We start from the raw sequence: 26,024 nt of genomic DNA, 5'->3' as shown, positions 1-26,024 counted from the left end.
TTTAGAAAATAGACTTCGTCCACACCATCAAAAAATATTTTTCTATCACCCCTTTCGCTAATTGGGCCAGACTAATATCCCCTACAGATTTTTTTGCCGCCCAGACCGCAAATCACTGCCGCATATTAAGACTTTGACCCATTTTGTTCCATTATAACAGTTTTTAATGATGTTGACGTGTAGTTGAAACATCATTTTGACTTTTTCATTAATAATTATTTTTTCCCTAATGACCCGATAAAGAAAATAACAAGGCTGAGTAAGGCCAGTCCAAAACCTGCTACTCCTAAAAAAGCATACTCCGATACCCTGTCAGAGTGATTGGCTTGAATAATTAAGGCTGAGCCTATAAGCACCCCGGTTAAAATAAAACTCAAACTCAAGCGGCTGATAAGCTGGGTTAATTTGCGGCTGGCACGGGGGGTAAAATCCACCTGGATAGTCATCTGCAATCTTCCTTCGCCGGTATTCTTAATCAAGCGATTAAAATTGGCCGGCATCTCACCCAGGGGTTTTATATCCTGGTAATAGCGCCGCTTAATATAGCGCGCCACGTTTTCAGGTTTGAGCCGTTCACTGTATACCTTGCTGGCCAGGGGGGCAGCCACCTCGGTAAAATTAAAACTGGGGTCCAGCTTTTTCCCCAGGCCTTCTACAGTTATCAGGGCTTTCATCAAGGAAGTCATGTAAGCGGGCATACGCAGCTGGTAACGGTAGGCCAATTCCATCATTTCGGCGCGCAGGGTCTTCATGTCCAACCCGCCTATACTGCTGGAGGAAACCCTTTCAATCAGATCGGCAAAATCTTCATGGAAATCTTCCATATTATCCAGGTTCTCGATAATCCCCATATCGTAAAGCACGGCCATAGCTCTGTAAGTATCGCGTTTATTTATGCTGACCAGTAATTCGCCCACATAAACCAGCCGACTTTCACTCAGATAGCCGATTTCTCCGAAATCAATAAAAGCGATGTGGTTTTCATCTACGGCCAAAATATTGCCTGGATGGGGATCAGCCTGAAAAAAGCCGTGCAGCATTATTTGCGATAGAAAAGCCTCAGTTCCCAGTTTGGAGACTTGTCCCCGGTCCCATCCCCGTTCATCCATAGCCTTAACATCGCTAAGTTTTATTCCGGGAATATACTCCTCCACCAGCACCCGGGGAGTACTTACCTCCCGGTATACCCGGGGAATGATAACCCGCTTGTCTTTGGCAAAGTTATTATAAACCCTTTCAGTATTTCGGGCCTCACGTTCATAGTCCAATTCCCGCAGCAAGTTTTGGCATAGTCCTCTACCATGCCCAGGAGTCCCAACCGGCGAGCTTCAGGGGAACGTGTCTCCGAAACATGTGCCAACCCTTTAATTATCTCCAGGTCGCTCTTAACGTTTTCAACTATTCCCGGTCTTTGAATCTTGACGATAACCTTTTCCCCGCCTTTCAGGCGGGCCTGGTGCACCTGTCCAATGGACGCGGCAGCCAGCGGTTCGGGATTAAATTCTGCAAAAACCTCCTCCGGTTTGCCTATTTCCTGACTGAGAACCCGGACGATCTCCTCATATGACACAGGATCAACCTTGTCCTGAAGTTTTTCCAGTTCTTCAATATATACCGGCGGCAGTATATCCGGCCTGGTACTTAAAACCTGACCTAATTTTACGAAGGTTGGACCAAGTTCAACCAGGGCCTCGCGCAGATTGCGGGCCAGAAGTTGATCGGCGGGCTGTTTGATGCCCGGGTTGGTTCGCCACGATACCGGAGCCAGGTTGTCCAAACCAAAACGATGAATAAAATAGTCCAGCCCGTGTTTAGCAAAGGTCCCGACAATCTGCCGCCTGCGGCGAATATACCTGGCTGCCACCATGAACTCATTGTATCCCCCCTTATAAAGTATATAATGCCGTTTTTCTGCCAACCCTCCATGTCCAGAGGATACAAGCACTTATGAAAACAGCTTTAAAACGACTAAAGATACGGGATATCCATTTTAATCCCCAACATATTATCTTACCCTACAGTTAAAATATCGATGTTAATCTGCAGCTATTTTCTAATAACCAATAAATTTGTTGATTAAACATCACCCGGTTATTATATAATAACCATGAAAAGCCTGGTAACGCACTCAATTTTTTATGGAGGAGGTAAGGAAATGAAGAAGCCTTTTACTATTCTGTTGATTTTAATGCTTTTAGCCCTGAGCGGCTGCGCAAAATCCGCTGATAAGGCAAAACCAGCTCCGACAGCGCCTAAAGCCCCTGCCATCTCGGAAGTTACCCTGCTAAACCCGGTAGGGCCGTTAGTCGTCCCCGTGGCCGGTCTGGCTGCCGGCAAAGTAGACACAGGCAAATTAAAGGTTAAGGTGCAGTACTGGAAAAACAACGACGAGGTCATCGGACTTTTGTCGTCAAAGAAAGCTGATTTCGCGGTATTACCGGTTACCATGGCCGCCAACATCGATGCCAGCGGGGTTAAGCTCAGCATGCTGGGAGTACACGAGTGGAAGGTTTTCTATATGGTGGCCCCCAGTGCGGAAGTTTTAAAAACTGGGAATCGCTGCGCAATCAGGAGTTATATATCCCGGTTGGCAAGAGCAGCACGGTAGACTTACTGCTTCGTTCCGCGATAGAATCCCATGGCATGAAACCGGACCAGGATGTCAAGATCGTTTATGCTCCTCCCCAGGAGATTGTGACCCTTTTCCAGAGCGGCAAGGTTAAATTCGCGGCTTTGCCTGAACCTTACGTTACTTTGGCCATAAAAGGCGGCCAGGGCCAAATAGTGCTGGATTTCCAGAAATACTGGGCTGAGGTTGCCAAAGGAGCTGAGCGCATCCCGGTAGCTGGATTATTCGTGCGCCGTGATTTCTATGAAAAATATCCGGCTGAAAGCAATAAAGTAGCCGAAGCCCTGGGAGCCTCGACCGACTGGTCCAAAAACCATGTGGACCAGGCCCTGCAGCTATCCAGCCAGACCCTGCCCATTCCCGCACCAGTAATGAAAACCGCTCTGACAAGGATACAATTTGATTATATCAGCAGTAAAGCCTGTCAGGATGAAGTTTTGACTTACCTCAAAAAAATGCAGGAACTTTATCCGGAGGCTTAAAAAAACTGCCTGACAAAGGTTTTTACGCCCAATGAAATCATGGATACGATCTGGCGGGCATAAGCATTTTCCTTTTAATCTGGCAAGCCGCTTATTATGGGATAAAAACCGTTATAATACTGCCTGCTCCCCTGGGGGTATTAAAACTGATGCTAAATCTGTTGGGCAGCCCGCTGGTAATGCAGGCTGCCCTGCAGACGGTTTGGAAGGTGTTTTTAGCCCTGGGCCTGGTCCTGGTCCTGGGTATATTTCTGGGATTGCTATTAGGTTTATCAACCAGATTTTATGAGATGACGCGTCCTATCATCATGATAATCCAGGCCGTACCTGTGGTTTCCTGGCTTTCTCTGGTCATTTTCTCCTGGGGCATAGGATGGCGCGGCCCGGTATTTATCGCTTTTCTTTCCCTCATTCCCATGGCCCTGCTCACAACCGTTTCCGGGGTGAAAAACCTGGATCGCAGGCTCCTGGAAATGGCGCGGGTATATAAAGTACCTCAATCCAGGATAATTAAAGACATATACCTGGGAGCGTTAATTCCTTTCATAATTGCCATTGTCGAGGTCTGTATAGGCCAGGCCTGGAAGGTAATACTGGTGCTGAATACCTCTGCGGCGACAGCGGTTTGGGCGTGGAAATCCTCTCCGCCCGTTATGACGTAAATATTCCCAAAGTATATGCTCTGACTCTGATAGCAGTATTATTAGGAATTATCACCGAACGCCTTATAAAACAAGCGGTAGGAAGGATGTCGCAAAGATGGCAGCCCGCATAGAATTAAGAAATCTCTGCAAGTCTTTTCACAGCCTTCAGGTTCTGCATGATTGGAACCTGACCGTCAACGAAGCGGAAAAGGTGGTATTGCTCGGCCCTTCTGGTTCTGGCAAAACTACCTTTCTAAGGCTTTTGGCAGGTTTGGAAACCCCGACATCAGGAAGTATTTCTATGAACCGTCAGCGTATATCCTTTGTTTTTCAAGAACCGCGCCTGATTCCCTGGCGCAGCGTAAAGGATAATCTTTTGTTTGTTAATCCGCAGGCTGATGTAACCAGCATCCTGACCAACCTTCAGTTAAGCGGTTTTGAAGACTATCTTCCCGGTGAGTTGAGCGGAGGGATGCGTCAGAGAGTAAACCTAGCCCGGGCACTGATAAGTGAACCCGACCTGCTTATACTTGATGAAGCCTTTACTTCACTAGATTTGCCCACCAAATTAAAGATCAGCACTGATCTCTTGGACCAATGGAAATTGAATAAATTTACCCTGCTGGCGGTAACCCATGATTTAAAGGAGGCCCTATACCTGGCTGACCGCATCCTCGTATTGTCATCCTCTCCGGCCCGCATCCTCTACGATTTTAAAATTGAACTCGGGGATAAGCGTTCCTTCTCTGATCCAGAGCTATTAGCCCTGGAATCCCACCTGCTGGAAATAATTTCAGGTATTTAAGGCTCCTCTCAAAAAATACCCCCCCAATCCCAGCAGGAAAACACCACATAAGGCCAGGACGATTTTATAGACCAGAGGCGGTATTATATTTCTGCCTGCGGATATGGCGAAAGACACCAGTGAGTACCAGCCTAAATCAGCCATTATATGACCGCTGTAAAAAACCCCAACATTTAAAAATGAAGTTTTCAAGGCTTCGCCCAGGTAGGTCAGGCCAATACTGGCCCACCAGATGATCCAATAAGGATTGGAAAGACTGATCAAGAAACCGGCTGCCACCGGGTGCAGCTTAATCCCCGGCGCAGCGGATGTATCGGTCTGTTTAAGAGACAGCTTTCCTGAACGTAAATCCAGAAGAATCGTTGTTCCCATATATAAAAGAAATAACCCGCCGATAATAGAGACTACCCTGGTTACCGATGCCCTGGCAAGATATAGCGATAATCCGGCCAATAACGCCAGAATAAGCATTAGTTCCAATACAGCGTGCCCGAGAACAATCAGCGGACCTGCCCTAAATCCTCTTTGCGCGCTTTCCGCGATGGTAACTGTAAGCAGCGGCCCCGGGGTCATGGCTCCGGTAAGACCAACCACAAATGCGCTTATAAATAATCCGCCAACCTCCATCAATGTCACTCCAGGTTTAAAAATAGATAAAAATGTTAAGACAAAAATATTTTAGGATTAAAATGTCTGTTATAATATATCATATGATAGATAGATAGATAAACTATCGTGCTCGTGGTTGATGTGAGGGGGGGATAAAATTGAAAGATCAAACTCATGTTCTGCCGTTGCCCGCGGAACCACCCACCGCCTATGAACATTTATTCTGGAAGGCTTACGATATTATCCTCTTTTTAGATTACCCTGATGGCCGAATAATAGACGCCAACCCGGCAGCTTTAAAGGCCTACGACTATACCCGTGAAGAGATTCTGGCTTTAAATATCGGCGATCTCAGCGATCCCGCCGCCCTTGATCACCTGGATGAAGAAATGCGCAAAGCGTGTATGGGGGGAATACGGCTGGAAACCGTGCATCGTCGCAAGGACGGCACGCTTTTCCCGGTAGAACTTCATTCTATCGGGGTTTATCATAATAATAAATACATATTACAAAGCATTATCCGTGATATCAGTGCCAATAAGGAAATTGAAAAACTGAATCAGTTTCAGTTGGAAGAGCTTCAGGCCAGCTATGAACAGATCGAAGCCATGAACCGGGAATTGGAAGATTATCATGAACAATTAATGATAACACACGAAATGGTCAAAGAGAGGCAAGAGAAGTTGGAACTGGCCCTGTGGGGGGCTGCCGAAGGTTTATGGGAATGGAACATGTCCAGTGGTGAAATCGAGTTAGACATGAGTTCAGCCAATTTTATCGAGACCGGCTCCGATAATAAAATAAAGTTTAAGGATCTCCAGGAGCTATTGCCAATATCCATCCGGCCGACCGGGCCCAATTCACCGAGGGGATAAGGCTGCATCTTCAGGGTATCAACCCTTATTTTGAAGAAGAATACCGTTTTAAAAATGGGATTAACAAATGGGTATGGGTTTTAATTAAAGGCAAGGTAGTTAAGACCGATAGCAACGGCATCGCCTTGAGTATGGCCGGCACCCTGCGGGATATTTCTGACTACAAACAGAGCGAGTTGGAAATGGCCGCCATATTGGGTGCAATTTCCGAACATGTAGTATATCAAGACCTGGAACATAATATTATCTGGGTCAACCAGGCGGCCGCTGATTCACTGGGGCTTGAAATCCCACAGCTTATCGGACGTAAGTGTTACCGTCTCTGGCATAACCTTGAGATGCCCTGTGATAACTGCCCGCTTACATCAGCTCATAACAGCGGCCAACCGGAAAGCGGCATCATAACTTCCCCTGACGGGCGGGTATGGAATATCAAGGCTTATCCGGTTAAAGGCAGCAGTGATGAAATTACCGGCATGGTGGAAATAACCACTGATATTACCATCCAGCAGCAAAACCAGGAGAAAATACGTTCTCTCAGTATTTACGACAGTTTAACGGGTGTTTATAACCGTTCTTTTTTCGAAACTGAACTTAAGCGCCTGGATAGAAGGGATAGTCTCCCTATCAGTATAATTATGGGTGATGTAAATGGTTTAAAACTGGTCAATGATTCCGCCGGACATGAAGCAGGCAATGAAATATTAAAGTGCATCAGCCAGTATATGCGCAAAGCCTGTCGCCCAGATGATATAGTAGCCCGCTGGGGAGGGGATGAATTCGTAATATTATTGCCGGGAACCGGGCAGGAAAACACCGCCGAGATATGTGATAAAATCCACCATTATTGCGAAGAATCAGGTCCGGGCGCTTTTCAACCCAGCATATCACTTGGCAGTGCCACCAAAATAAAACCTGAACAGGATATATATAGCGTGCTCAGGCAGGCGGAAAATAATATGTTCATGACCAAACTCTTAAAAAGCCAGAGTCAGCGCAACTCGGTTTTCTCATCCCTGAAGGCCACCCTGTACGAACGCACTCATGAAACCATAGAACATGCCCAGCGTATGCAAGCCATCGCCATGAAATTCGGCAAACACCTGGGTCTGCCCGCCCATGAAATTGACCGCCTGATTCTTTTAGCCAATCTTCACGATATTGGCAAAATTGCTATTTCTGATGATATTCTCACCAAGCCCGGCTCTTTGAATCATCAGGAATGGGAGAGCATTAAAAAGCATCCTGAAATCGGCTATCGTATCATACTCGCCACCCATGAACTTATATCTATAGCTGACGATATCCTGGCCCACCACGAAAAATGGGACGGAAGCGGATATCCCCGCGGTCTCAGTCAATATTCCATTCCTAAATTAGCCAGGATTATAGCTATTATTGATGCTTACGATGTTATGACCAACAACCGCCCGTATAAAAAGGCCATGTCTAGAGAAAAGGCTCTGCTGGAACTGAGAAAATACGCAGGAACCCAGTTCGATCCCGAACTGGTAGAACGGTTTACCAAAATAATGTCTGAATAATAGTCAATATAATACGGGGAGGATGGGTATGAACGCGTTAAAAATAAAGGAGGATATATACTGGGTAGGGGTTTTAGACCCGGAGCTAAGGGTCTTTGACATTATCATGCGTACCGAACAAGGGACCAGTTATAACGCCTATGTAATCAAAGGGAAAGAAAAAACTGCCCTGCTGGAGACAGTCAAAGCCAAGTTCTTTGATGAGTATATAGCACGGGTTAAAGAAATAGTTGACCTTGAGGAAATTGATTACCTGGTTCTAAACCACACCGAACCCGACCACACCGGATCTGTGGAAAGACTTCTGCAGCTTATTCCTGATCTTACTGTGGCAGCTCACCCCAATACCCTGGAGTTTCTCTCTGAAATCTGCAATTGCGATTTTTCCCGTAAGCCAGTGGGGGACAAACGCGAACTAGATTTGGGAGGCAAGACATTGCATTTTATCAGCGCCCTGCTTCTGCACTGGCCCGACACAATTTATACATATGTAAAAGAAGACCAGGTGCTTTTCACCTGCGATTCGTTCGGCTGTCATTATGCTGATCCTCGCCTTTTTAACGATCTGATAACTGAAGATATAACCCCGGCTTATAAATACTATTTTGACATGATCATGCGGCCTTTCCGTCCTCACGTCCTGAAGGCCCTGGATAAGCTTGAGAATTATCACCTGGATGTTATATGCCCCGGGCATGGTCCTATTCTGCGAAGCAATCTTCCCCGCTACCTGAATCTTTATCGCCGGTGGTCCACACCCCCGGCAGATGAGGACCCTCGTACGAAAATAGTTATGGCCTATGTCAGCGCCTACGGATATACAGAAATGATAGCCCGGGCTGTTGAGGAAGGATTAAGAGATGCAGGCGATTTTAATGTTGTATGCTGTAACCTGCAGGATACCCCAGCGGAAAAGGTTATAAAGGAAACTGATACGGCCTGCGGGTTGTTAATAGGTTCACCTACTATCAATAAAGACACCCTCCCCCCTGTATGGGAATTCCTGAGCAAACTTTCCCCTATCATACACAAGGGGATGATAGCATCCGCTTTTGGCGCCTACGGCTGGAGCGGGGAGGCGGTTCCTAATATAGAAAAGCGCCTGGTCATGCTGCGCATGCACGTTCTGCCCGGCTTGCGGATTCGCTTCAAACCTTCTCCCGCACAACTAGAACAGGCCAAAGCTTTCGGCTGTAAATTCGGCCAGGCGGTGCTCAGGCGCAACCAAACTTCACTGGATGATGAGTTTATAGATATTACTCCTGACCGACTGAAAGAGGGCGTGGGTGAGTTTACGCGCGAATACGCCAGCCAGGATGTTGTTGTGCACTGGAACCCTGAACGCTGCATGCATGATACTCATTGTTTCATTGCGCTTCCCCAGGTATTCAATCCGGAAGCCCGCCCCTGGGTCAAGATGGATGGAGCCTCTGCGGCCGATATAATCAAAGCCATCGACCGCTGCCCCTCCGGCGCGCTCAAATACTCCATTCCTCCCGGTTCCAAGCTTGATATGGCAAAAATAACCGGGCCCGGACTTATGATTAAATAACCGCATTTCTGAACAGGGCGGGTATAAGCTTCATATAAGCTTATAACTTATAAAAAGAAGAAGCTACAGCCATTATGAAGTAGGCGGCCACCAGCATAGCTCCCTCCAGCCAGTTGGACTCGCGTCGTGGCTGATAAACTGAGCACTCAATACCGCCAGGGCTACGGCCACAATTTCGTAATAGTTAAAAAGCATATCCATTGGGCGAGCGAACAGAAAACTTAAGAAAATTAGTATGGGTGTGACCAGCAGCGCTATCTGAGTACTTGAGCCCACCGCAATCTCAAAGGCCAGGTCCATTTTATCGCGATAAGCCATCAAGACCGCAGCAAAATGCTCAGCCGCATTGCCGATTACGGGAATTATAATAATACCGATAAAGAACTTCGACCATCCTAAAGCTTCGGTAACTGGTTCAATGCCGCTTACCAGGAATTCACTTTCAAAAGCTATAAAAACAGTGCTTACAGCCAGCAGGATCAGTGATTTGGTTTTACTCCAACGGGCTTCTTCAGTGACTTCACATAAATCTGTTTTTAGCCTTGCCGCATACAATAGGCCAGCCAGGTAAAGCAGAAGCAGCACCCCAGAAACCGCCAGGCTGAATTCTTCCAGAACATGGTGATCTTTATTGGTCTGAAAGAAAACCGCCGGTATTATCAAAGCTATAGCCGCCAGGAACATAAGGCTGGTCTGGTTGTTGATATGTATGCGGTTAAACCTCTGCGGGCCGTTCTTTATTCCCCCCGCCAAAATCGACAGGCCAAGAACCAACAGAATGTTGCCCAGGATGCTGCCGGCGATAGAAGCCTTTACCACTTCAAACAACCCGGCTTGCAGGGCAAAAATAGTTATCAACAGTTCTGTGGCATTGCCAAAAGTCGCGTTCAAGAGGCCCCCTACCCTTTCCCCGGTGTAACAGGCCAGGTTCTCTGTAGCTTCCCCCATAATTCCCGCCAGGGGAATAATTGAAATGCAAGCGGCAAAAAACATGGCGATCTCATTGCCGGTGTACTTAAAATAAACACTGAACAATACGGCTGGTAAGAGATAATAAAGGAAATTCCCCAATTATCTAACCCCCTTGAAATATAATAAGACTTCTTTTTATTCTAATTATTTAGGCTGTTTTCTTGTTATTCCATAAACTCAACCAAGCCGGACCGCAGGTGGTATTTCGCAGCGGCTACAGTCAGTTTGCCTTCATGCATTAATTCCCGCACTACCGGGCTTTGTTTTATCTCTGCTATCACAGCCAGAATGTTCTCATCTTCAGCTTTTTGATAAAGGTCATTGCCGCTGGCCCCGCTTGCCTTGGCCTTATCAACTGAAGGCTGAATCTTTTTCACGATCGCGCCAATAGAACCCGGCGCCTCACCGCCATCAACAGTGGCCTTAACCGCTCCGCACTGTTCATGGCCCAGAACTACCAGCAACGGGGTCTGCAGGTGTTCGACCCCGTATTCCACACTGCCCAGAGCTGCTTCATCCATAATGTTCCCGGCCACTCTCACCACAAAAATATCGCCCAATGCCTGGTCGAAAATTACTTCAGGAGGGACCCTTGAATCTGAGCACCCCACGATTACCGCAAAGGGATGCTGCCCATTGGTACTCAATTCTAATCGTCTGCCTTCCCCCAGGTCATGCTGCGCTGTTTGACCTGAAATGTAGCGGCGATTTCCGTCTTCCAAGCGTTTTTTAGCTTCTGCTGCTGATATACTTGTCCCCTGATGCAAAACTAATACCTCCGCAAATAATTAGATATATTATTGTTCTGGAAATAGCGCGGCATTTCCTGCAAGATCCAGGTTTTTATTATCAGGTTGAATAAATTAAATTTACCAATTTTCCATGGTATTTTATTCAAATAAAAGAGGATATTTTAGAGAAGATGTTGAAATAAATTTATTTAATATTTTATTAAACCTGATTCGAGGGAGGGTTTGTCTCTGAATTCAAGAACCTTTGTTCAGGTTATCGGCATCAGAGAAGCCTATTGCATAAACTGTCACCAGTGCATTGCGGTATGTCCGGTTAAGGTATGCAGTGATGGCAGCGGTGAAGTCGTCAAATTCAATAATCAACTCTGTATCGGCTGCGGCCGGTGTGTAGAAGCCTGCGTTAAAAGCCACGGCGGTATAGTGGAAAAGAGCGCCCGCTTTCCCATAGACGATACCCCTCAGTTTATAAAAGATATCGCGGAGCACAATATTATTGCTCTAGTTGCGCCCTCTGCCCAATGTAATTTTGAACTGAATAAACTGATTACCGCATTGCGTATGCTGGGATTAGCTGCTGTTTATGATGTGTCACTGGGCGCTGAGATAACTGTTGCCTGTTATCATGAGGCTATCAAATCAGGAAAAGCCAAGACCCCATTAATCGGGCAATCCTGCCCCGCTATAGTCAAATATATTGAACTGCATCATCCCAACCTGATTGAACACCTGGCGCCTACAGGCAGCCCGGTTTATGACCTGGCGGTTTATGTAAAAAGCCTGCACCCCGACAGCGAGCTGGCCTTTATTTCGCCGTGTCTGGCCAAGCGCAGAGAATTCCAGGACAGCGGCATCATAAAGTATAACGTCCTTTATCAATCCTTAAACGAAATATTTGAATCTCACAACATAGTGCTGGATGAGCTTGAAGACGGCCACTTTGACCATGCGGTACAGGCTGGTTTAGCAGCAGGCTTTTCCACCCCCGGTGGATTAAAAGACTGTTACTTGCATAAGTATTCCGATATTAAATCCAGCCAGATTGCCAGGGTTGAAGGGCCAATTGTATATGAAAAATTTTTTCAGGATTTAGAGAGGGCTATTCGTAAAAACCGCCCTGGTCTGCCTTTGATAGTTGACGTACTTAGCTGTGAAAATGGCTGTAATATGGGACCGGGATGTATCAACCACCGCAAAGCCATGGATTACATTGAAAGCTCTATAAACCATCGTTCCGAGGAGCTCTGGCCGATCCGAACAATAATCAATTACTGCAGGATTTTTTGCATGAGATTTTACAAAACCATGATTTTTCCTACCATAAATATCAGAATCTATCCCACCGTTACAATCTGAGAATCCCTTCTGAAGAAGAATTAATCGCCATTTATCACCGCATGCATAAAAACGACGAAAAAGACTTCCGTAATTGTGCAGCCTGTGGTTATCATTCCTGTTTTTATATGGCTATCGCCATTTACAACGGGTTAAACAAGGTTGAAAACTGCCACCTCTACCAGGAAAAAGAGCTGAGGTACGAACAGGAAGCCTTGAATCAGATGGTCGAAGAACTGGAGCAATTAAACCAGCAATTACAGGCGGAATTTAACGAACGCAAGCATCAGGAACAGCTTCTGGTCCAAAACTCCAAATTGGCCGCCATGGGAGAAATGATTGGTATGATTGCTCACCAATGGCGTCAGCCGCTTTCTTCGATCAGCACCCTGGCAGGCAATCTCCAGGTTTTGATTGATCTCGAGATGTATGATCAATCACAATTTAAATCCTTGCTGAACGAAATAAACCAGCATTCCCAGTATCTTTCCAATACCATTAATGATTTCCGCCACTTTTTCAAGCCTGACAATCCGCGGGATACTGTATTAATCAGCAAAGTTATTGAAAGTACCCTTGGTATAATCGGCAAATCTTTAGAATATAAAAATGTAACCCTGGTAAAGGATTATGCTTTCGATAATCCCATCCTGACTTATCCCAATGAATTGATGCAGGTATTTCTTAATATTATGAAGAATGCCTCAGATGCTTTCGTCGAAAATGAAACTACCGAACCATTAATTATAATCAGGGGATTTGAATACGATGATTTTCAACTGGTAGAAATTGAGGACAATGCGGGCGGGATACCTGATGATATTATGGATAAAATTTTCGATCCTTATTTTTCCACTAAAGGGCCCGGGATCGGTACGGGCCTGGGATTATATATGTCAAAGATGATAGTTGAACAGCATTGTCTGGGTCAACTCCTGGTTAAGAATACAGAAAAGGGAGCGTGTTTTTCCATCAAGCTTCCCGTTTAGCAGCAGAGAGGAGTACTTGGTTTTGGTCAACCCCCGGGAAATTAAAGAGGCCGCTAAAGATTTAAAGGTATTATACGTTGAAGATGATAACGAATTGCGGCATAATACCTGCAGGCTTTTATCCAGTTTTTTCACCAGCATAGAAACCGCTGAAAACGGTGTGCATGGTCTGGAAAAATATTACCATGGCCAATATGACCTGGTAATCACTGATATCAATATGCCCACCATGAACGGTGTTAAAATGGCTGAAAGAATTAAGACGGAAAATCCCAAGCAGGTTATTATTGTTATTTCCGCTCATGACGAAGCTCGCTACCTGCTGGAGTTAATCAACCTGGGAGTGGATTATTTCGTACTCAAGCCTCTGGATCTAAATCAATTCATGACCGCCCTCGACAAAGCGATAAGCCTGGTGCGTTTCTATAAAATGGAGGAAAAATATAAGCTTGAATTGGAAAAGGCCGTTAGTCAGCGCACACAAGAACTTTCCGAAGCCCTTGAAGTCGTTAATGATTTGAGCAGTGAAATATTATTCCGTTTAACTGCCGCCACTGAATTGAGAGACATAGACACAGGTATGCATAACAAACGATTAGGTATTTACGCTCCCCGTCTTGCGCAGGAACTGGGTATGGCGCCTGATTTTGTTGATTGCATAGCTTTTGCTTCACCTTTGCATGACATTGGCAAGATAGGTATTTGGGACAAGATTCTTCTGAAGCCCGGACCTCTGACGGAAGAGGAATTTGAAATCATGAAAACCCACACTATCACCGGCGCAGCATTCTGGCCAATTCCAAGTATGATAAAATCCGCATGATAGAAACCATATCTTTGACTCACCATGAGCGCTGGGACGGTTCCGGATATCCGCGCGGATTGAAAGGCGAAGAAATACCTATTGAAGGCCGTATCGTAGCGATATGTGATCAGTATGACGCCCTAAGAAGCAATCGTCCCTATAAACCAGCTTTCTCCCATTACAGAAGCATGGAGATCATAACCAGAGGCGATGAACGCACCAAACCGGAATACTTTGATCCTAACGTCTTGGCAGCGTTTACTCGTATTGCTCACGACTTTGATGAAATTTTTAGAAACAACCAGGGATAACCGCGACGGGCATAACAATGCGTAACAGCAAAACCGTTCCGTGATTACACCCATTATTTTGTTTCGGAATATGTTCTCCCGGACAAACTATGCTTGATGAAGCATATCGCGAAGGGAGAACATTTATTATGTTATTTCGCCGTCAGGCTGAACAGGTATTACATCGCCGCGAACAGGCAAAAAGCGTTAAAGGGAAAATAATGCGCTGGTGGGATCTGGCCTTAATCGGAACCGGCGCTGTAATCGGAGCCGGGTTCTTTTTAGGCACAGTCCTGTCCATTCAGAGAGCCGGTCCTTCCATTGTCCTGTTATATTTACTGGGGGGCGTATGCGCTTATTTTGTTTTTGCGGCCCTGGCCGCCATGTCTATCAATGATCCTCAGGAGGGTTCATTTCGGGTATACGCGCGGAAGGCTTTCGGTTCGTCCATGGGTTTCGTCAGCGGCTGGAACTACTGGTTAGCCGGTGTTCTGATTATGTCCAGCGAAGTCGCCGCCCTGGCTATCTTTACGCGCTATTGGTTCCCGGGGATTGGACTCTGGGTTTTTGCCGCCTTCTATGCTGTGATTGGCTTTACCATTAACCTGCTCGGGGTAAAAGATTTCGGCAAGGTAGAATCCCTCTTTGGCATATTAAAAACCTCCTCACTGGTTATCTTTATTATTTTCGGGGTTCTATTGGTTTTCGGCCTCATAATACCTGACAAAACCACGGCTGCCGGTCCGTTGGTTTTGTTTCCCGGCGGTTTGACCGGCAGTTGGTCAGCTATGATATTTGTCTTGTTTTCCTATGGCGGGATAGAAGTAATGGGTTTATTATGCGGCGAGTTAAAAAGACGCCGGGAAGTCGGCCGGGCCGGCCGGGTTATGGTGATAAGTCTTACGGTAATTTACAGTCTGGCCCTGCTTTTTGCCCTCTTGATCGTGCCGTGGCAGTCAATTAATATCTCCAGCAGTCCCTTTGTTACTGCCCTGTCGTCTTTGGGGCTGCCTTATGCGGATTCTCTCTTGAATCTGCTGGTAATCAGCGCGGCTTTTTCCACCATGGTAGGGGCTTTATTCGCTGTTACTAATGTTTTAGTTTCTCTGGCTGAAGACGGAGACGCTCCGCATGCACTCATCGAACGTAATCATAAAGGAGTGCCATTACTGGCTTTGAGTATTACCGGTCTGGGCCTGGCTGTGACAGTTCTGGTTTCTTTTCTGCTTCCGGCAGGGGTGTATGAGTACTTTACCACTGCTGCCGGGGTAATGCTTATTTTAAACTGGCTGTTAATCCTGGCTTCCCATATGAAAAACCAGCCTGTTTATCACAAAGCCTGTGAAAAAGAAGAATATAGACTGCCGGGCTTTCCCTATTCAACTTACCTGGCCATGGCTATAATTGTGCTTACTATAATCGGCGCTTTATTGTTTGCCGCAGAACGCATCGGGGTATTAATAAGCCTCAGCGCAGCCATCGTAATATTTCTAATCAGCAGATTGCGAAGATCTTTAGGCCAGCCTGAAATCAACCCCGCCCCTGCCCATAAAAAGCTGCCCAAATAGAATACCCAGCCCGAATCCAGATAATTACTGTACAAAGATGATAAAACTAGAACCTAACTGCAAATGTACTGGGCATTTATAATACAATATTTTTTAGCCATTTTCCGAAAAAAAATATTATAATTAAAAAAATGTGTAACATGAAGTAAAGGGTAGTATGGGAGGAAGGTAGTAAAGGCTGGTCACAATTCAACTTTTCCCTGTGAGAGGTTGAATTTTTTTGTCAAAATTCCTTCAAACCCACCGCCTAGTTCATCGTTGTTTATATTCTCATGGTCAGGAGGGTTTATTGACAATGCCTATCACCGAAATGCTTTCGCGTAATGCCGCCGCGTATCCTGATGAATGCAGCCTGATTGAACGTGAACCCGCTGCAGGCAAACGCAGGGAAATAAGCTGGCGGCAGTTTGAACAATTAGCCAACCAGTTCGCTAATGCTTTGCTGGCCCGGAGGGTAAAAAGGGGAGACAAAGTATCCATACTTATGATGAACTGCCTGGAATGGCTGCCGATATACTTCGGTGTTTTAAAAACCGGAGCCATGGCGGTGCCTTTAAATTTCCGTTTTACTGCTGAGGAAATAGCCACCTGCCTGGACACGTCCGAAGCCAAGATCCTGATTTACGGTCCTGAATTTATTGACCGCGTTGCTTCTATAAGAGACAGACTTCCTTTGCTGGAGGACCTTATTTTTGTTGGAGACAACTGTCCCGCGAAAGCGGAGAGTTTCTGGGATATAGTTGCAGGACAGCCCGGTACCGATCCGGGAATAATATTAGCGGACGAGGAAGAAGCCGCCTTATATTTCACCTCCGGGACTACCGGTCAGCCTAAAGCTATTATTCTGACTCATGCCAACCTGGTATCTTCCTGCATTACTGAAAACAATCATCACCTGCAGAGCCATGATGACAATTTCCTCTGCATTCCTCCTCTGTATCACTGCGGAGCCAAAATGCACTGGTTCGGCAACCTGCTGGTTGGAGCCAAAGCCGTTCTTTTAAGGGGTGTGGAACCGCGCTGGATATTGGAAGCAATATCAGAAGAGAAGGTTAGTATTGTCTGGCTCCTGGTTCCCTGGCTCAAGATATACTGGACGCCATCGACAGCGGTGAAATAAAACTGTCTGACTACCAGCTGGAGCAGTGGCGTTTAATGCATATCGGCGCTCAGCCTGTGCCCGCAAGCCTGATTTTGAGATGGAAACAGCATTTCCCGCACCATATGTACGACACCAATTATGGTCTTAGCGAAGCCACCGGCCCTGGTTGTGTTCACCTGGGCATTGAAAATATTAATAAAGTCGGCGCCATTGGTGTACCTGGTTTTAACTGGGAAATACGCATCGTGGATGAAGAAGCAGATGGTTCCCAAGGGTAAAGTCGGGGAATTAATCGTTAAAGGACCCGGAGTTATGAAGGGTTACTATAAAAACGAGGAAGCCACTAAATCCTCGCTCCGGAATGGCTGGCTGCATACCGGAGACATGGCCCGTCAGGACAAGGACGGCTTCATCTATCTGGTAGACCGCAAAAAAGACCTCATTATTTCCGGGGGCGAAAATATATATCCGGTCGAAATTGAAGATTTCCTGCGTTCCCATGAAGACATAAAAGATGCGGCGGTAATCGGTCTTCCTGACCGTCGTTTAGGCGAAATCGCTGTGGCCATTGTCGAGCCCAAACCCGGCCGACTGATAAATGAAGATATGTTGATAGAATTTTGCGGCATCCTGCCCAGATATAAGCGGCCCCGCCAGGTTATATTTGATCAGGTTCCGCGCAACCCCACCGGCAAAATAGAAAAACCCAAGTTAAGGGAAAAATATCACGGTATGAATATTGCCCAGGTTATATAAAAGCTTAAAAAAACTCCCCGGGATAACCCGGGGAGTTTTGTTTTGCAAGTTTACCAGCTGCGCCGACGCTGTGAAGAATAACAGTCCCGGCAATACACGGGTCTGTCACCACTGGGCTGAAACGGGACCGTAGTCTCCTTTCCGCATGAAGCACATACTGCGGAAAACATTTGGCGATCGGAACGACCGTATCCACCATCGCGGCCGCCTCTGGACTGTGCCTTACGAGCTGCGCGGCACTCCGGGCAGCGTCCGGGCTCATTGGTAAAGCCCTTCTCCGCGTAGAATTCCTGCTCGGAAGCAGAGAATACGAACTCGCGGCCACATTCTTTGCAGGTGAGAGTCTTGTCTGAGTACATAGAAAACCTCCTCGAATTATTACCCATGCAAGTTAAGGACCTGTTATCAACGTTCTTCCCCTGCCTGAGGCAATCGAGAAGGGTCTAACTATATCCACGAGCATTATTGGGCTATGACTTATTGTAATCTCCCCTGGCAGAAAAAGCAAGCATATGTGAATATGGTTGAAAAACAACCCCTCAGTTCATATTCATCTTGCGCATGCGAATTGATAGCGGGGTAACTTCAACCAGTTCGTCATCCGCTATAAACTCCAAACATTGCTCCAAACTCATGGGGCGAGCGGGGGTAAGTTTGGTGGCTATATCCGCATTGGAACTGCGAATATTGGTCAGGTGTTTCTTTTTGCAGACGTTAACCACCAGGTCATTAGGCCGTGAATTTTCACCCACAATCATGCCGCGGTATACAGGCAAACCGGGCATTACAAATAATTCGCCGCGCTCCTGGGCGTTTTCTAAACCATAAGCCGTAGTATCCCCCGGCTCATGGGCTATCATTGAACCTCTCTGTCTGGTGATGATATCTCCCCGGTAAGGCGCATAAGCATGAAACATATGATGCATGATGCCCATGCCCCGGGTATCGGTTAAAAATTCCGATCTAAAACCAAATAATCCGCGGGTAGGTACCAAAAACTCCAGGTACATCGTGCCATCGCTTTTTTGATTCATATTCACCATTTCGCTGCGCCTGGGACCCAGGCGTTCCATTACAATACCCACATATTCTTCCGGGACCTCAATAACCAGCAATTCAAGCGGTTCGCAGCGTTCTCCATCGATTATGCGTTCGATAACCCGGGGACGTGATACTTCAAACTCGTAACCTTCGCGGCGCATTGTCTCGATCAGGATTGAGAGATGCAGTTCACCGCGGCCTGAGACCATAAAGGTATCTGGCGAATCAGTAAGATCGACTCTCAGACTTACATCAGACTCCAATTCCCGCAGCAGCCGTTCGCCCAGTTTGCGGGAAGTGACAAATGTGCCTTCGCGGCCCGCAAAGGGACTTTTATTGACCTGAATAGCCACCGCTACGGTAGGTTCATCAATAGGCACAAAATCCAAACCTATCGCATTTTCGGGTTCACAAACCGTATCCCCCACATTGAAACCCTCCAGGCCTGTGATCACTACGATTTCCCCCACACTGGCCTCTTCCACGGAGGTCTTTTTCAAACCGTCAAAAATATAAAGCCCGGCTACACGCTGGCGGGGTCCAGTTCCGCTGCTGTTTGTCAGGACTACTTCCTGGCGCACCCGCAGGCTGCCGTTGCGGATACGGCCTACAGCCTGGCGGCCCACATAGTTATCGTAATCAATCATACTGACCCCCACTTGTAAAGGCAAATCCTTATCACCTGCCGGTGCGGGTATTTTATCGATAATCATATCAAAAAGAGGCTGCAAATTTTGTCCGGGAACAGCCGAATCAAGTGAAGCCGTACCGGCCCGGGCATTGGTGTAAACCACCGGAAAATCTAATTGTTCATCATTGGCTCCCAATTCTATAAAAAGCTCCAATACTTCATCCAGAACCTCAACCGGCCGGGCCTGTGGGCGGTCAATCTTGTTAATGACAACTATAGGAAACAGTCCCGCAGCCAGGGCTTTTTTTTAAAACGAAACGGGTTTGCGGCATGGGCCCTTCAAAAGCGTCAACCAGCAGCAATACGCCGTCAACCATTTGCACAATACGTTCCACTTCTCCCCCAAAATCCGAGTGTCCGGGCGTATCTACAATATTCAGCCGGTAATCTTTATATATGATGGCAGTGTTTTTAGCCATGATGGTAATGCCGCGTTCACGTTCCAGGTCGCCGCGGTCCATAACCCGGTCTTCTACCACCTGCCGTTCATGAAAAACCCCGCTCTGTCTGAGCATCCCATCCACCAGGGTAGTTTTGCCGTGGTCAACATGAGCGATAATGGCTAGATTCCTAATTTGGTCTTGTTTCATGACTCTTCCTTTCACTGACGGGTAAAAATATCCTTACATTAAAAATGTGCACAACTTCTTTATTATACTCATCGATATCCCGTTATGCCAGTAAAAAGAAAAATACTTCCCCAAAACAACCCGTTTGATACACCATCAGGCTAGAATTGCAATTTTTCAGGCAACATTGTAGTAGGGGCAATTCATGAATTGCCCCTACCGCATCAAAAATGTATGCATAAAGTTCGTTTTTATCGATACTACAAAATGTTTTCTATATTCAAAGCCTCTTTTTCGGGAATATGTTTAACCATCAATTTCAGTTCTGAAAGCTGCCCCAAAGATAGTGATTTATTATTACTGGCCACATATTCCTGTACCCTGGCTAAAGAGAATTCAATGTTGTCCATTTCCTGATGATCCAGGAATACCGGCCACCATTTCGCTTTTTTGTCCCAGGTTCGCTGCAGTTCCTCATTATGATTTTTAGCCGCCTGCCATTTTCCGTTCTTAATATCAGTGCTAATTATGTTAATTTGTTTCGTCAATTCATCGGAAGAAGCCTGCAGAGAATAATTGCTCCAAAAACCCAGGCCCAGTATTATAACTGATAAGGTAATTATAGTAACCATTAAACGCATAAAATGCATTACTCCTCTTGCTTATTAATGCGTTGCAGATTTAAGCTGATAATACATATTCCCTAAGGCATCAACCGTAGCCAAAAGTACATCGTTAATTTCTTCTACCCCTAACTTGCCTAATTCATGCTTCAGCCATTCTGAATTATAGTTAAGTATTTTCAGGTTTTCGTGAATAACCTGGCCGTCAATAACCAGGGTAATGGGAAGCCCCTCATAGGGAGGAGCGATATTGAGATCCTTGGGCTTTACCGGGCGTTTATCTGATTTTAGGATTACACTTAGCTGTCCATTAGTTTCCAAAATAGCATAATCGACATCACTTATATTGGACACATCCTTCAGGCGCAGTTCTTCCAGCAGATCGTTAATATTAAACCGCAGGCGCTTTAGTTCTTGTTCTTTAATCTGTGAGTTTTCGATAAGAATACTGGGCTTGCCGCAGATCACTCCCCGTGCTTTCTCGCTTTTCAGTGAAATAAACGACAGGGCAACCTCCAAGGCAAATAGTATAAAGATGGGAATGATGCCGTTAATCAGAGGAATACGCGTATCTTCCATAGGAATCACCGCCAGCTCTGATATCATAATGATAACCACCAGTTCGTAAGGCTGCAGCTGGCCGATTTGCCTTTTGCCCATGATGCGCAGGAATAGCACCGTAAACGCAAACAGAATGAAGGTGCGCAATATTATTATCAGCATAATATCGTCCTTTAGAAAAAATCATTTTGGTTATTATTTGCGTTACGTTTGGGTTGTATGTAAGAGGAACTAAATCAGCGTGGATTGGATTAGAAAAACGTCCAGAAAGCTGCCCGGAGGCTTTTCCATATCAGCACCAAAATAAAATATATGCGAGGAATGAAGATAGCGAGGCAGCACATTACCTCCTTTTGGCCCATTTTTATGGTGATTTGTGTATAATCTCTACCGCTACTATCCTGGCGTCAGAAGGAAAAATTATATAATGTGAATTAATAAAATGCGGGAAATGCTGCATATTACACAAGGCCGAATTACGGATTTCCATCGCCTGATGGTTTTCTATCCTGCAGAATCCGTCTGCAACGGTTGCAAAAAAGCATTTATCATAAACAAACAAGTTCTGCGCTGGTGACGAAAGAATATAATCATTATATTGCAGCGTACCGTTCAAATTAAGGCTATATATACGCAATAAGGCTGATTTATCAGGGTTATCTTTTTGATAGGCAAAGAAAACCTGGTTGTCCCATTCCATGTAGGAGTGCTGCAGAGGTTTAAAGCCATTGGTCAGGGCATCAAATTCAGTAGTGACAGTAGTCGCCTGGTATGGCAGGCGCAGGATCTGCTCACCGAACATCCATAATTGGCCATTAGCATCTACAATTAAGTGCTGCTTATCAATCTTTCTGACAACAGCAGGCAGATTGGGAGTTATGTAGCGGGCGGTTTTATCTCCTGGTTCATAACAGGCAATACCGGCTGCGGAAATAAACCATTTCCGGCCCGATGTTTCCACAAATATATTTCTCAGGCAGTTTAACAATAATTCCGGACCAGCGCTGAATATCTTTTTCCGACCGTTTACTATGTGAACGATACGTTCCTGCTGGTTGATGTACCAGGTGCTGCCGTCGGGATCGTTCCGGTGAGGTACGCTTTTCTGATTGCCATCATTACTTGAGTCATCGCAGAGCTTCGCCAATTTTTCATACTCAACCCCTGACTCCTGAGTGTAATCGCGTTTTAAGCTAAGATTGACAATCCTTTTGCGGTCCACACTGATTCCATACAATTGATCTTCGGCAGTGCGGTAGAAATTGGTATATCCCGTTATTTTCTCGGGCCGGGCCTGGATTTTGCCGCCGGCGTCCAGCCATAATACCCTGTCATTCTTCTTATCATATTTTTTCTTATCAATTTCAAAGTACAGTTTGTGAGTACCCGCCCAGATTAAAACCCGTTTGCCTTGACATGCCAGTAATTTTACATCGTTATTCCTCAGTATCTGATTAATTGATTTATAACCGCCGGTGGTATCAACCAGCATGAGGCTGTTTTCACTTAGAAACCTCCCATTGTACTGTGGTCCGCTCAACCACAGGCTTCCATCATCACTTTCGTTTATAGATTGGGGTCTGAATTTATTAAATGCAGCCAGGTGAATTGCCCGGTTGTCGCGCCAGTATACCAGGTCGCAATAGTAATCACTATAGGGTGCAGGGATGGCCTGGGCCAAATGCGTAATTATAATGAATAACTGATTTCCCAGTTTGTTAACCTGGGTATAAACCTGGAATTCCATCGCCTCTCTGCTCATCTGCGGGTTCTTTTTGTAAAAATCGGCATCCTTTTGCTGGTAGACGGCGATGTCCAGAATTTGTTTATCGCCGTAACACAGAAAATGATCTTTTATCTTTATGAGCGGTGAAGACAGCTCCTGCATAATATTAGCCGGCTGGTTCTTCTCCCGTATCACCCGTTGTTGTTCATCAGTTAGAGACTGCAATCCGCCGGTGAAGTCCTTGGCCAATTTGTAAACTGACGAATCAATATCAAGATAAAGATACGATTGATCTTCCCCCAATATTTCTTGGACCTCATTTTTATTAGCGATGGTCCAACGGATATGGTTATCATCCGTAAAGGTCCGGGCTGAAGCTGAAACAGGACATAGCAACACAAGAAGCATGATTATTATTAATAATCTACGGCAGCTGCGCACTAATATCCCCCCAAAAAATTTTTATAACAAGAAACCACCATTAGTCACATAATACCATAATACGGTGTAAATTCAGGCATATTTCTCTTATTGCTTATTGGGGTTAATAATTCTTGGATTCATCCCGATGTTTCACATAGAACCAGCATTGTTATCATGACTGCTTGCGGTAATTGCGCCTGTCTAATAGAATGGGAAGAAGAAAGCATTTATGGTATCGGGAACCAAAGATGCATGACTGAGGAGCAGGATCGTTTGCGGTAACAAAAAGGCGGTAAATAAACATGAGCGAAAAGATGGCAAAGATTATCGGTGTTATCACTATACCACCCTTGTTTGTACTCCTGGTATTAAGCTGGATGTGGTATAACGGGAATATTGAGGGATTTAACCGCAGCTGGTATCTAATTTCCTTATCCCTGCTGGGCATAGTCCCTGTCCTGGCCTACCCGCTAAGTTACCTTCTGCCCAGGATCAGGACACAGGGCCGGGAAGGGCAGCGGTACCTGGCTTTTATACTTTCGTTAACCGGATACATAATTGGTGTGATAGTGGGTGAAACCGGTCAGGCTCCCTGGTTGGTCAGATGTCTTTTCTGGGGCTACTTGTTCTCAGGTTCAACCCTGGCCCTAATAAACCAGTTGCTTCATTATAAAGCCAGCGGTCATGCCTGCGGGATAGCGGGACCGATTACTTTTATGGTGGTTATTACCGGCGGCGAGCTCTGGTACCTGGTTTTACTGCTGCCCCTGGTTTTTTGGGCACGCATAAAACAAGACCGTCATACCCTGGGCAATATGCTGGCCGGGACAATGGCGGGATTTTTGCCTACCATATTAGTCCTGTATTACTTTATAACTAATTATCATTAGCTTCCTGCACCATCTGAACCCGGCCTTACCTATTTCCGTGTTTATTTTCCCAGCTTTAATTGTATAAACCGGCATATCTCTTTCATAGCCCTGGTAGCTTCAGGGAAAAGGGGCGCCATGGCCGGATAACAATGAAACATTCCCGGTTCTATTCTCAGTGTGACATCAACCCCGCAAGCTTTAGCTTTAGCAGCGAATCGCGTGGCGTCATCCAGCAGGGTTTCATCTGAGCCAACCAAAATTAGCAAAGGCGGCAAACCGTGAAGATCGCCAAATAACGGCGATATATAAGGCAAACCCGGGTCAAGATCACCCGCATAATGTCTGGCAAAAGCGGGGGCTATCCCTTTTGGCGACAAACACACCTTGGCATTAGTCCGGTATGATTCCCCCGAGCATGTATAATCAGTAACCGGGGAATAGACCGCCGCCGCCGCTGGCAATGAAATACCCTTATCACGCAGGGCCAGCAAAGTGGCCAGAACCAATCCTCCTCCGGCTGAATCCCCCAGTAACGCAATGTTGGAAGACGATATACCCTGATCCAGCAGCCAGCTGTAAGCGATCACAGCATCATCCAGTGCTGCAGGGAAGGGATGCTCCGGAGCCAGGCGGTACTCGAACAGCAAAGCCGGAAGGCCGCTGCGCCGCACAAACTTCGCCACAATAGCCCGGTGTGACTGGCAGGTGCCGGACACATACCCGCCGCCGTGAAAGTACAACATGACTTGATCTTTTAAAACCTGGGACGGTGTAATCCATTCCGCCGCCATATCGCCAATGCTTACTGGTTCTACTTCTATCCCGTCAGGAAGCTTGCCGAACCTCGAAGCCCCTGCTTCCACCTGCTGTCGGAAACGCAGCACCGCTTCATACTGGTACCAATCAATCTCCTGTTTATTTTTGCGTCTCTGCATTATTGACTTGATAATTCGGGCGCGCAGACTAAGCATTTTCATCACCTCTCATGTTTTCTCGTTTAATTCCTCTTAAACACAGGTCCACATATCTTTCTATAACTTCATAACGATTAAAGCGCTCCGGGGCAAAATACAACTCCTTTACGATTTCTATAAATGCAAACTCAAATAATTCCCTTAGAACATAGGTTGGCAAATCATCACGGAGTTCCCCGTTTTTTTGTCCCACAGCAATAATCTCATTTCCCAGCAAGTAAAATCCGCTTTGGTCGCTGGTATCCTCATGGAAAGAAATCATGCTTTGCATACGATAGACCATATATTTTTCAAATATCTCCTGATTTTCATATATACCCATTGTCAGGAGGTCCAGAATATAAATCATTCGTGAACGGGTATCCGGCAAACTGCGAATCTGTTGAATCCGTTCCTGGTGATTGGTCTGAAATGAACGTTTTATTATTTCATCAATGATAGCTTCCTTAACCGGGAAGTAATTATAAAGCGTACCTCTGGCTATATCCGCCTCGCGCGCTATCTGTTCCATACTGGTCGCATCCACACCTTGATCTTTGAACAGGCCAAGGGCTGTATTTATTATCTTCTGTTTAGTTTCTTCTTTTTTTCTTTCTGTACGGCTTCCGCTGCAGACCTTATAGGAATTAGTTCTTAACACCTTTTGATCATCGCCTCCTTTTAAACACTGTTTATTTATGTACAATGTCTAATTTATAATATATTAAAATAGATTGCAATAGAAATCTTAAGATGCTGGCAGGTTTAACATCAACGGATAGTCTGCGGTTTAAAGCAAGTATCATAATGCGGGCGAAATTATAACCAAATACTTGATGCAGGCACTTGTCCCCTTGAA

General features: G+C 45.9%; 24 protein-coding genes and 3 pseudogenes. 15 read left to right on the top strand and 12 right to left on the bottom strand.

All coding sequences use genetic code 11. The annotated features are described in order from the left end of the window. Positions 1–215: 215 nt before the first annotated feature. Both JCM14374_RS16030 and JCM14374_RS16025 read right to left on the bottom strand, forming a co-directional pair. On the bottom strand, positions 216–1,268 hold the full coding sequence (locus tag JCM14374_RS16030; RefSeq protein ID WP_172674130.1) for an AarF/UbiB family protein: 1,053 nt from the start codon (positions 1,266–1,268) through the stop codon (positions 216–218). After that, complete coding sequence (locus JCM14374_RS16025; RefSeq protein ID WP_054693107.1) at positions 1,172–1,918, bottom strand: AarF/UbiB family protein; 747 nt, start codon at positions 1,916–1,918, stop codon at positions 1,172–1,174. The genes JCM14374_RS16030 and JCM14374_RS16025 overlap by 97 nt, the downstream gene beginning before the upstream one ends. A gap of 237 nt (positions 1,919–2,155) precedes the next feature. On the opposite strand from JCM14374_RS16025, the gene JCM14374_RS13945 reads away from it, so the two are divergent. The 4 genes from JCM14374_RS13945 (at position 2,156) to JCM14374_RS02585 (ending at position 4,560) form a co-directional block, all read left to right on the top strand. After that, positions 2,156–2,608, top strand: coding sequence for a hypothetical protein (locus tag JCM14374_RS13945; RefSeq protein ID WP_207641567.1), 453 nt, complete (start codon positions 2,156–2,158; stop codon positions 2,606–2,608). Next, positions 2,503–3,111 carry an ABC transporter substrate-binding protein gene (locus JCM14374_RS13940; RefSeq protein WP_207641566.1) on the top strand — a complete coding sequence of 203 codons (609 nt, stop codon included), beginning with the start codon at positions 2,503–2,505 and terminating at the stop codon, positions 3,109–3,111. Before JCM14374_RS13945 ends, JCM14374_RS13940 begins: the two co-directional genes overlap by 106 nt. Positions 3,112–3,260: 149 nt before the next feature. Next, positions 3,261–3,773, top strand: coding sequence for an ABC transporter permease (locus tag JCM14374_RS02590; RefSeq protein ID WP_054693105.1), 513 nt, complete (start codon positions 3,261–3,263; stop codon positions 3,771–3,773). Positions 3,774–3,870: 97 nt separating this feature from the next. Further along, entirely contained in the window at positions 3,871–4,560 is a 690-nt protein-coding gene (locus tag JCM14374_RS02585; protein WP_054693102.1) for an ABC transporter ATP-binding protein, read from the top strand. Here JCM14374_RS02585 and JCM14374_RS02580 read toward each other — a convergent pair. Then, positions 4,549–5,187 (bottom strand): LysE family transporter, encoded by a 639-nt coding sequence (locus JCM14374_RS02580; RefSeq protein ID WP_054693099.1) that lies wholly within the window; start codon positions 5,185–5,187, stop codon positions 4,549–4,551. The genes JCM14374_RS02585 and JCM14374_RS02580 overlap by 12 nt on opposite strands. Positions 5,188–5,327: 140 nt before the next feature. On the opposite strand from JCM14374_RS02580, the gene JCM14374_RS02575 reads away from it, so the two are divergent. From JCM14374_RS02575 to JCM14374_RS02565, 4 genes and pseudogenes are all read left to right on the top strand, one after another. After that, positions 5,328–6,044: a PAS domain-containing protein gene (locus JCM14374_RS02575; RefSeq protein ID WP_054693096.1), complete on the top strand. Its 717-nt coding sequence runs from the start codon at positions 5,328–5,330 to the stop codon at positions 6,042–6,044. Beyond that, a pseudogene (locus tag JCM14374_RS15565) lies at positions 5,996–6,127 on the top strand (PAS domain-containing protein); the annotation flags it as partial. The gene JCM14374_RS02575 and the pseudogene JCM14374_RS15565, both read left to right, overlap by 49 nt. Before the next feature lie 48 nt (positions 6,128–6,175). After that, complete coding sequence (locus tag JCM14374_RS02570) at positions 6,176–7,588, top strand: diguanylate cyclase (protein WP_054693093.1); 1,413 nt, start codon at positions 6,176–6,178, stop codon at positions 7,586–7,588. A gap of 28 nt (positions 7,589–7,616) precedes the next feature. Beyond that, on the top strand, positions 7,617–9,140 hold the full coding sequence (locus tag JCM14374_RS02565) for an oxygen-binding di-iron domain-containing protein (RefSeq protein WP_054693090.1): 1,524 nt from the start codon (positions 7,617–7,619) through the stop codon (positions 9,138–9,140). 72 nt (positions 9,141–9,212) lie between these two features. Here JCM14374_RS02565 and cax read toward each other — a convergent pair whose 3' ends face one another. Beyond that, positions 9,213–10,211 carry a calcium/proton exchanger gene (cax, locus tag JCM14374_RS02560; RefSeq protein WP_242848787.1) on the bottom strand — a complete coding sequence of 333 codons (999 nt, stop codon included), beginning with the start codon at positions 10,209–10,211 and terminating at the stop codon, positions 9,213–9,215. A 65-nt stretch (positions 10,212–10,276) separates the two neighbouring features. Beyond that, complete coding sequence (locus tag JCM14374_RS02555) at positions 10,277–10,879, bottom strand: carbonic anhydrase (protein WP_054693087.1); 603 nt, start codon at positions 10,877–10,879, stop codon at positions 10,277–10,279. Between the two features lie 207 nt (positions 10,880–11,086). Here JCM14374_RS02555 and JCM14374_RS02550 point away from each other — a divergent pair, with 207 nt between their 5' ends. The 6 genes and pseudogenes from JCM14374_RS02550 to JCM14374_RS02525 all read left to right on the top strand — a co-directional run bounded on the left by JCM14374_RS02550 (position 11,087) and on the right by JCM14374_RS02525 (position 17,706). Beyond that, positions 11,087–12,217, top strand: a complete 1,131-nt coding sequence (locus tag JCM14374_RS02550) for a [Fe-Fe] hydrogenase large subunit C-terminal domain-containing protein (protein WP_054693085.1) — start codon at positions 11,087–11,089, stop codon at positions 12,215–12,217. Further along, entirely contained in the window at positions 12,145–13,185 is a 1,041-nt protein-coding gene (locus JCM14374_RS02545; protein WP_054693082.1) for a sensor histidine kinase, read from the top strand. The genes JCM14374_RS02550 and JCM14374_RS02545 overlap by 73 nt, the downstream gene beginning before the upstream one ends. Positions 13,186–13,207: 22 nt before the next feature. Further along, a complete protein-coding gene (locus tag JCM14374_RS02540; RefSeq protein ID WP_054693078.1) occupies positions 13,208–14,008 on the top strand; it encodes a response regulator in 801 nt (266 codons plus the stop codon). Beyond that, positions 14,005–14,301 carry an HD-GYP domain-containing protein gene (locus tag JCM14374_RS02535; protein ID WP_054693075.1) on the top strand — a complete coding sequence of 99 codons (297 nt, stop codon included), beginning with the start codon at positions 14,005–14,007 and terminating at the stop codon, positions 14,299–14,301. The genes JCM14374_RS02540 and JCM14374_RS02535 overlap by 4 nt, the downstream gene beginning before the upstream one ends. Before the next feature lie 128 nt (positions 14,302–14,429). Further along, positions 14,430–15,848, top strand: a complete 1,419-nt coding sequence (locus JCM14374_RS02530) for an amino acid permease (protein WP_083453826.1) — start codon at positions 14,430–14,432, stop codon at positions 15,846–15,848. Positions 15,849–16,143: 295 nt separating this feature from the next. Then, positions 16,144–17,706 (top strand): annotated as a pseudogene (locus tag JCM14374_RS02525) (class I adenylate-forming enzyme family protein). A gap of 50 nt (positions 17,707–17,756) precedes the next feature. Here the strand turns inward: JCM14374_RS02525 and JCM14374_RS02520 are convergent. From JCM14374_RS02520 to JCM14374_RS02500, 5 genes and pseudogenes are all read right to left on the bottom strand, one after another. Then, a complete protein-coding gene (locus tag JCM14374_RS02520) occupies positions 17,757–18,065 on the bottom strand; it encodes a zinc-ribbon domain containing protein (RefSeq protein WP_083453825.1) in 309 nt (102 codons plus the stop codon). 180 nt (positions 18,066–18,245) lie between these two features. Further along, positions 18,246–20,028 (bottom strand): annotated as a pseudogene (typA, locus tag JCM14374_RS02515) (translational GTPase TypA). A gap of 239 nt (positions 20,029–20,267) precedes the next feature. Beyond that, the gene (locus JCM14374_RS02510) at positions 20,268–20,648 is read right to left on the bottom strand and encodes a DUF4363 family protein (RefSeq protein WP_054693068.1); all 381 of its coding nucleotides are present in this window, start codon (positions 20,646–20,648) and stop codon (positions 20,268–20,270) included. Positions 20,649–20,672: 24 nt separating this feature from the next. After that, positions 20,673–21,353 carry a DUF421 domain-containing protein gene (locus tag JCM14374_RS02505; RefSeq protein WP_054693066.1) on the bottom strand — a complete coding sequence of 227 codons (681 nt, stop codon included), beginning with the start codon at positions 21,351–21,353 and terminating at the stop codon, positions 20,673–20,675. A 202-nt stretch (positions 21,354–21,555) separates the two neighbouring features. Beyond that, complete coding sequence (locus tag JCM14374_RS02500) at positions 21,556–23,358, bottom strand: hypothetical protein (protein WP_054693063.1); 1,803 nt, start codon at positions 23,356–23,358, stop codon at positions 21,556–21,558. A 284-nt stretch (positions 23,359–23,642) separates the two neighbouring features. Here JCM14374_RS02500 and JCM14374_RS02495 point away from each other — a divergent pair, with 284 nt between their 5' ends. Next, positions 23,643–24,230 carry a hypothetical protein gene (locus JCM14374_RS02495; RefSeq protein WP_054693059.1) on the top strand — a complete coding sequence of 196 codons (588 nt, stop codon included), beginning with the start codon at positions 23,643–23,645 and terminating at the stop codon, positions 24,228–24,230. 41 nt (positions 24,231–24,271) lie between these two features. Here JCM14374_RS02495 and JCM14374_RS02490 read toward each other — a convergent pair whose 3' ends face one another. Next, positions 24,272–25,183 carry an alpha/beta hydrolase gene (locus JCM14374_RS02490; protein WP_054693055.1) on the bottom strand — a complete coding sequence of 304 codons (912 nt, stop codon included), beginning with the start codon at positions 25,181–25,183 and terminating at the stop codon, positions 24,272–24,274. Next, on the bottom strand, positions 25,176–25,826 hold the full coding sequence (locus tag JCM14374_RS02485; RefSeq protein WP_054693053.1) for a TetR/AcrR family transcriptional regulator: 651 nt from the start codon (positions 25,824–25,826) through the stop codon (positions 25,176–25,178). The genes JCM14374_RS02490 and JCM14374_RS02485 overlap by 8 nt, the downstream gene beginning before the upstream one ends. Positions 25,827–26,024: the final 198 nt, after the last annotated feature.

Source organism: Syntrophomonas palmitatica JCM 14374, assembly GCF_001311885.1.
GTDB lineage: Bacteria > Bacillota > Syntrophomonadia > Syntrophomonadales > Syntrophomonadaceae > Syntrophomonas_A > Syntrophomonas_A palmitatica.
This window is presented reverse-complemented; position numbering and strand designations above follow the sequence as displayed.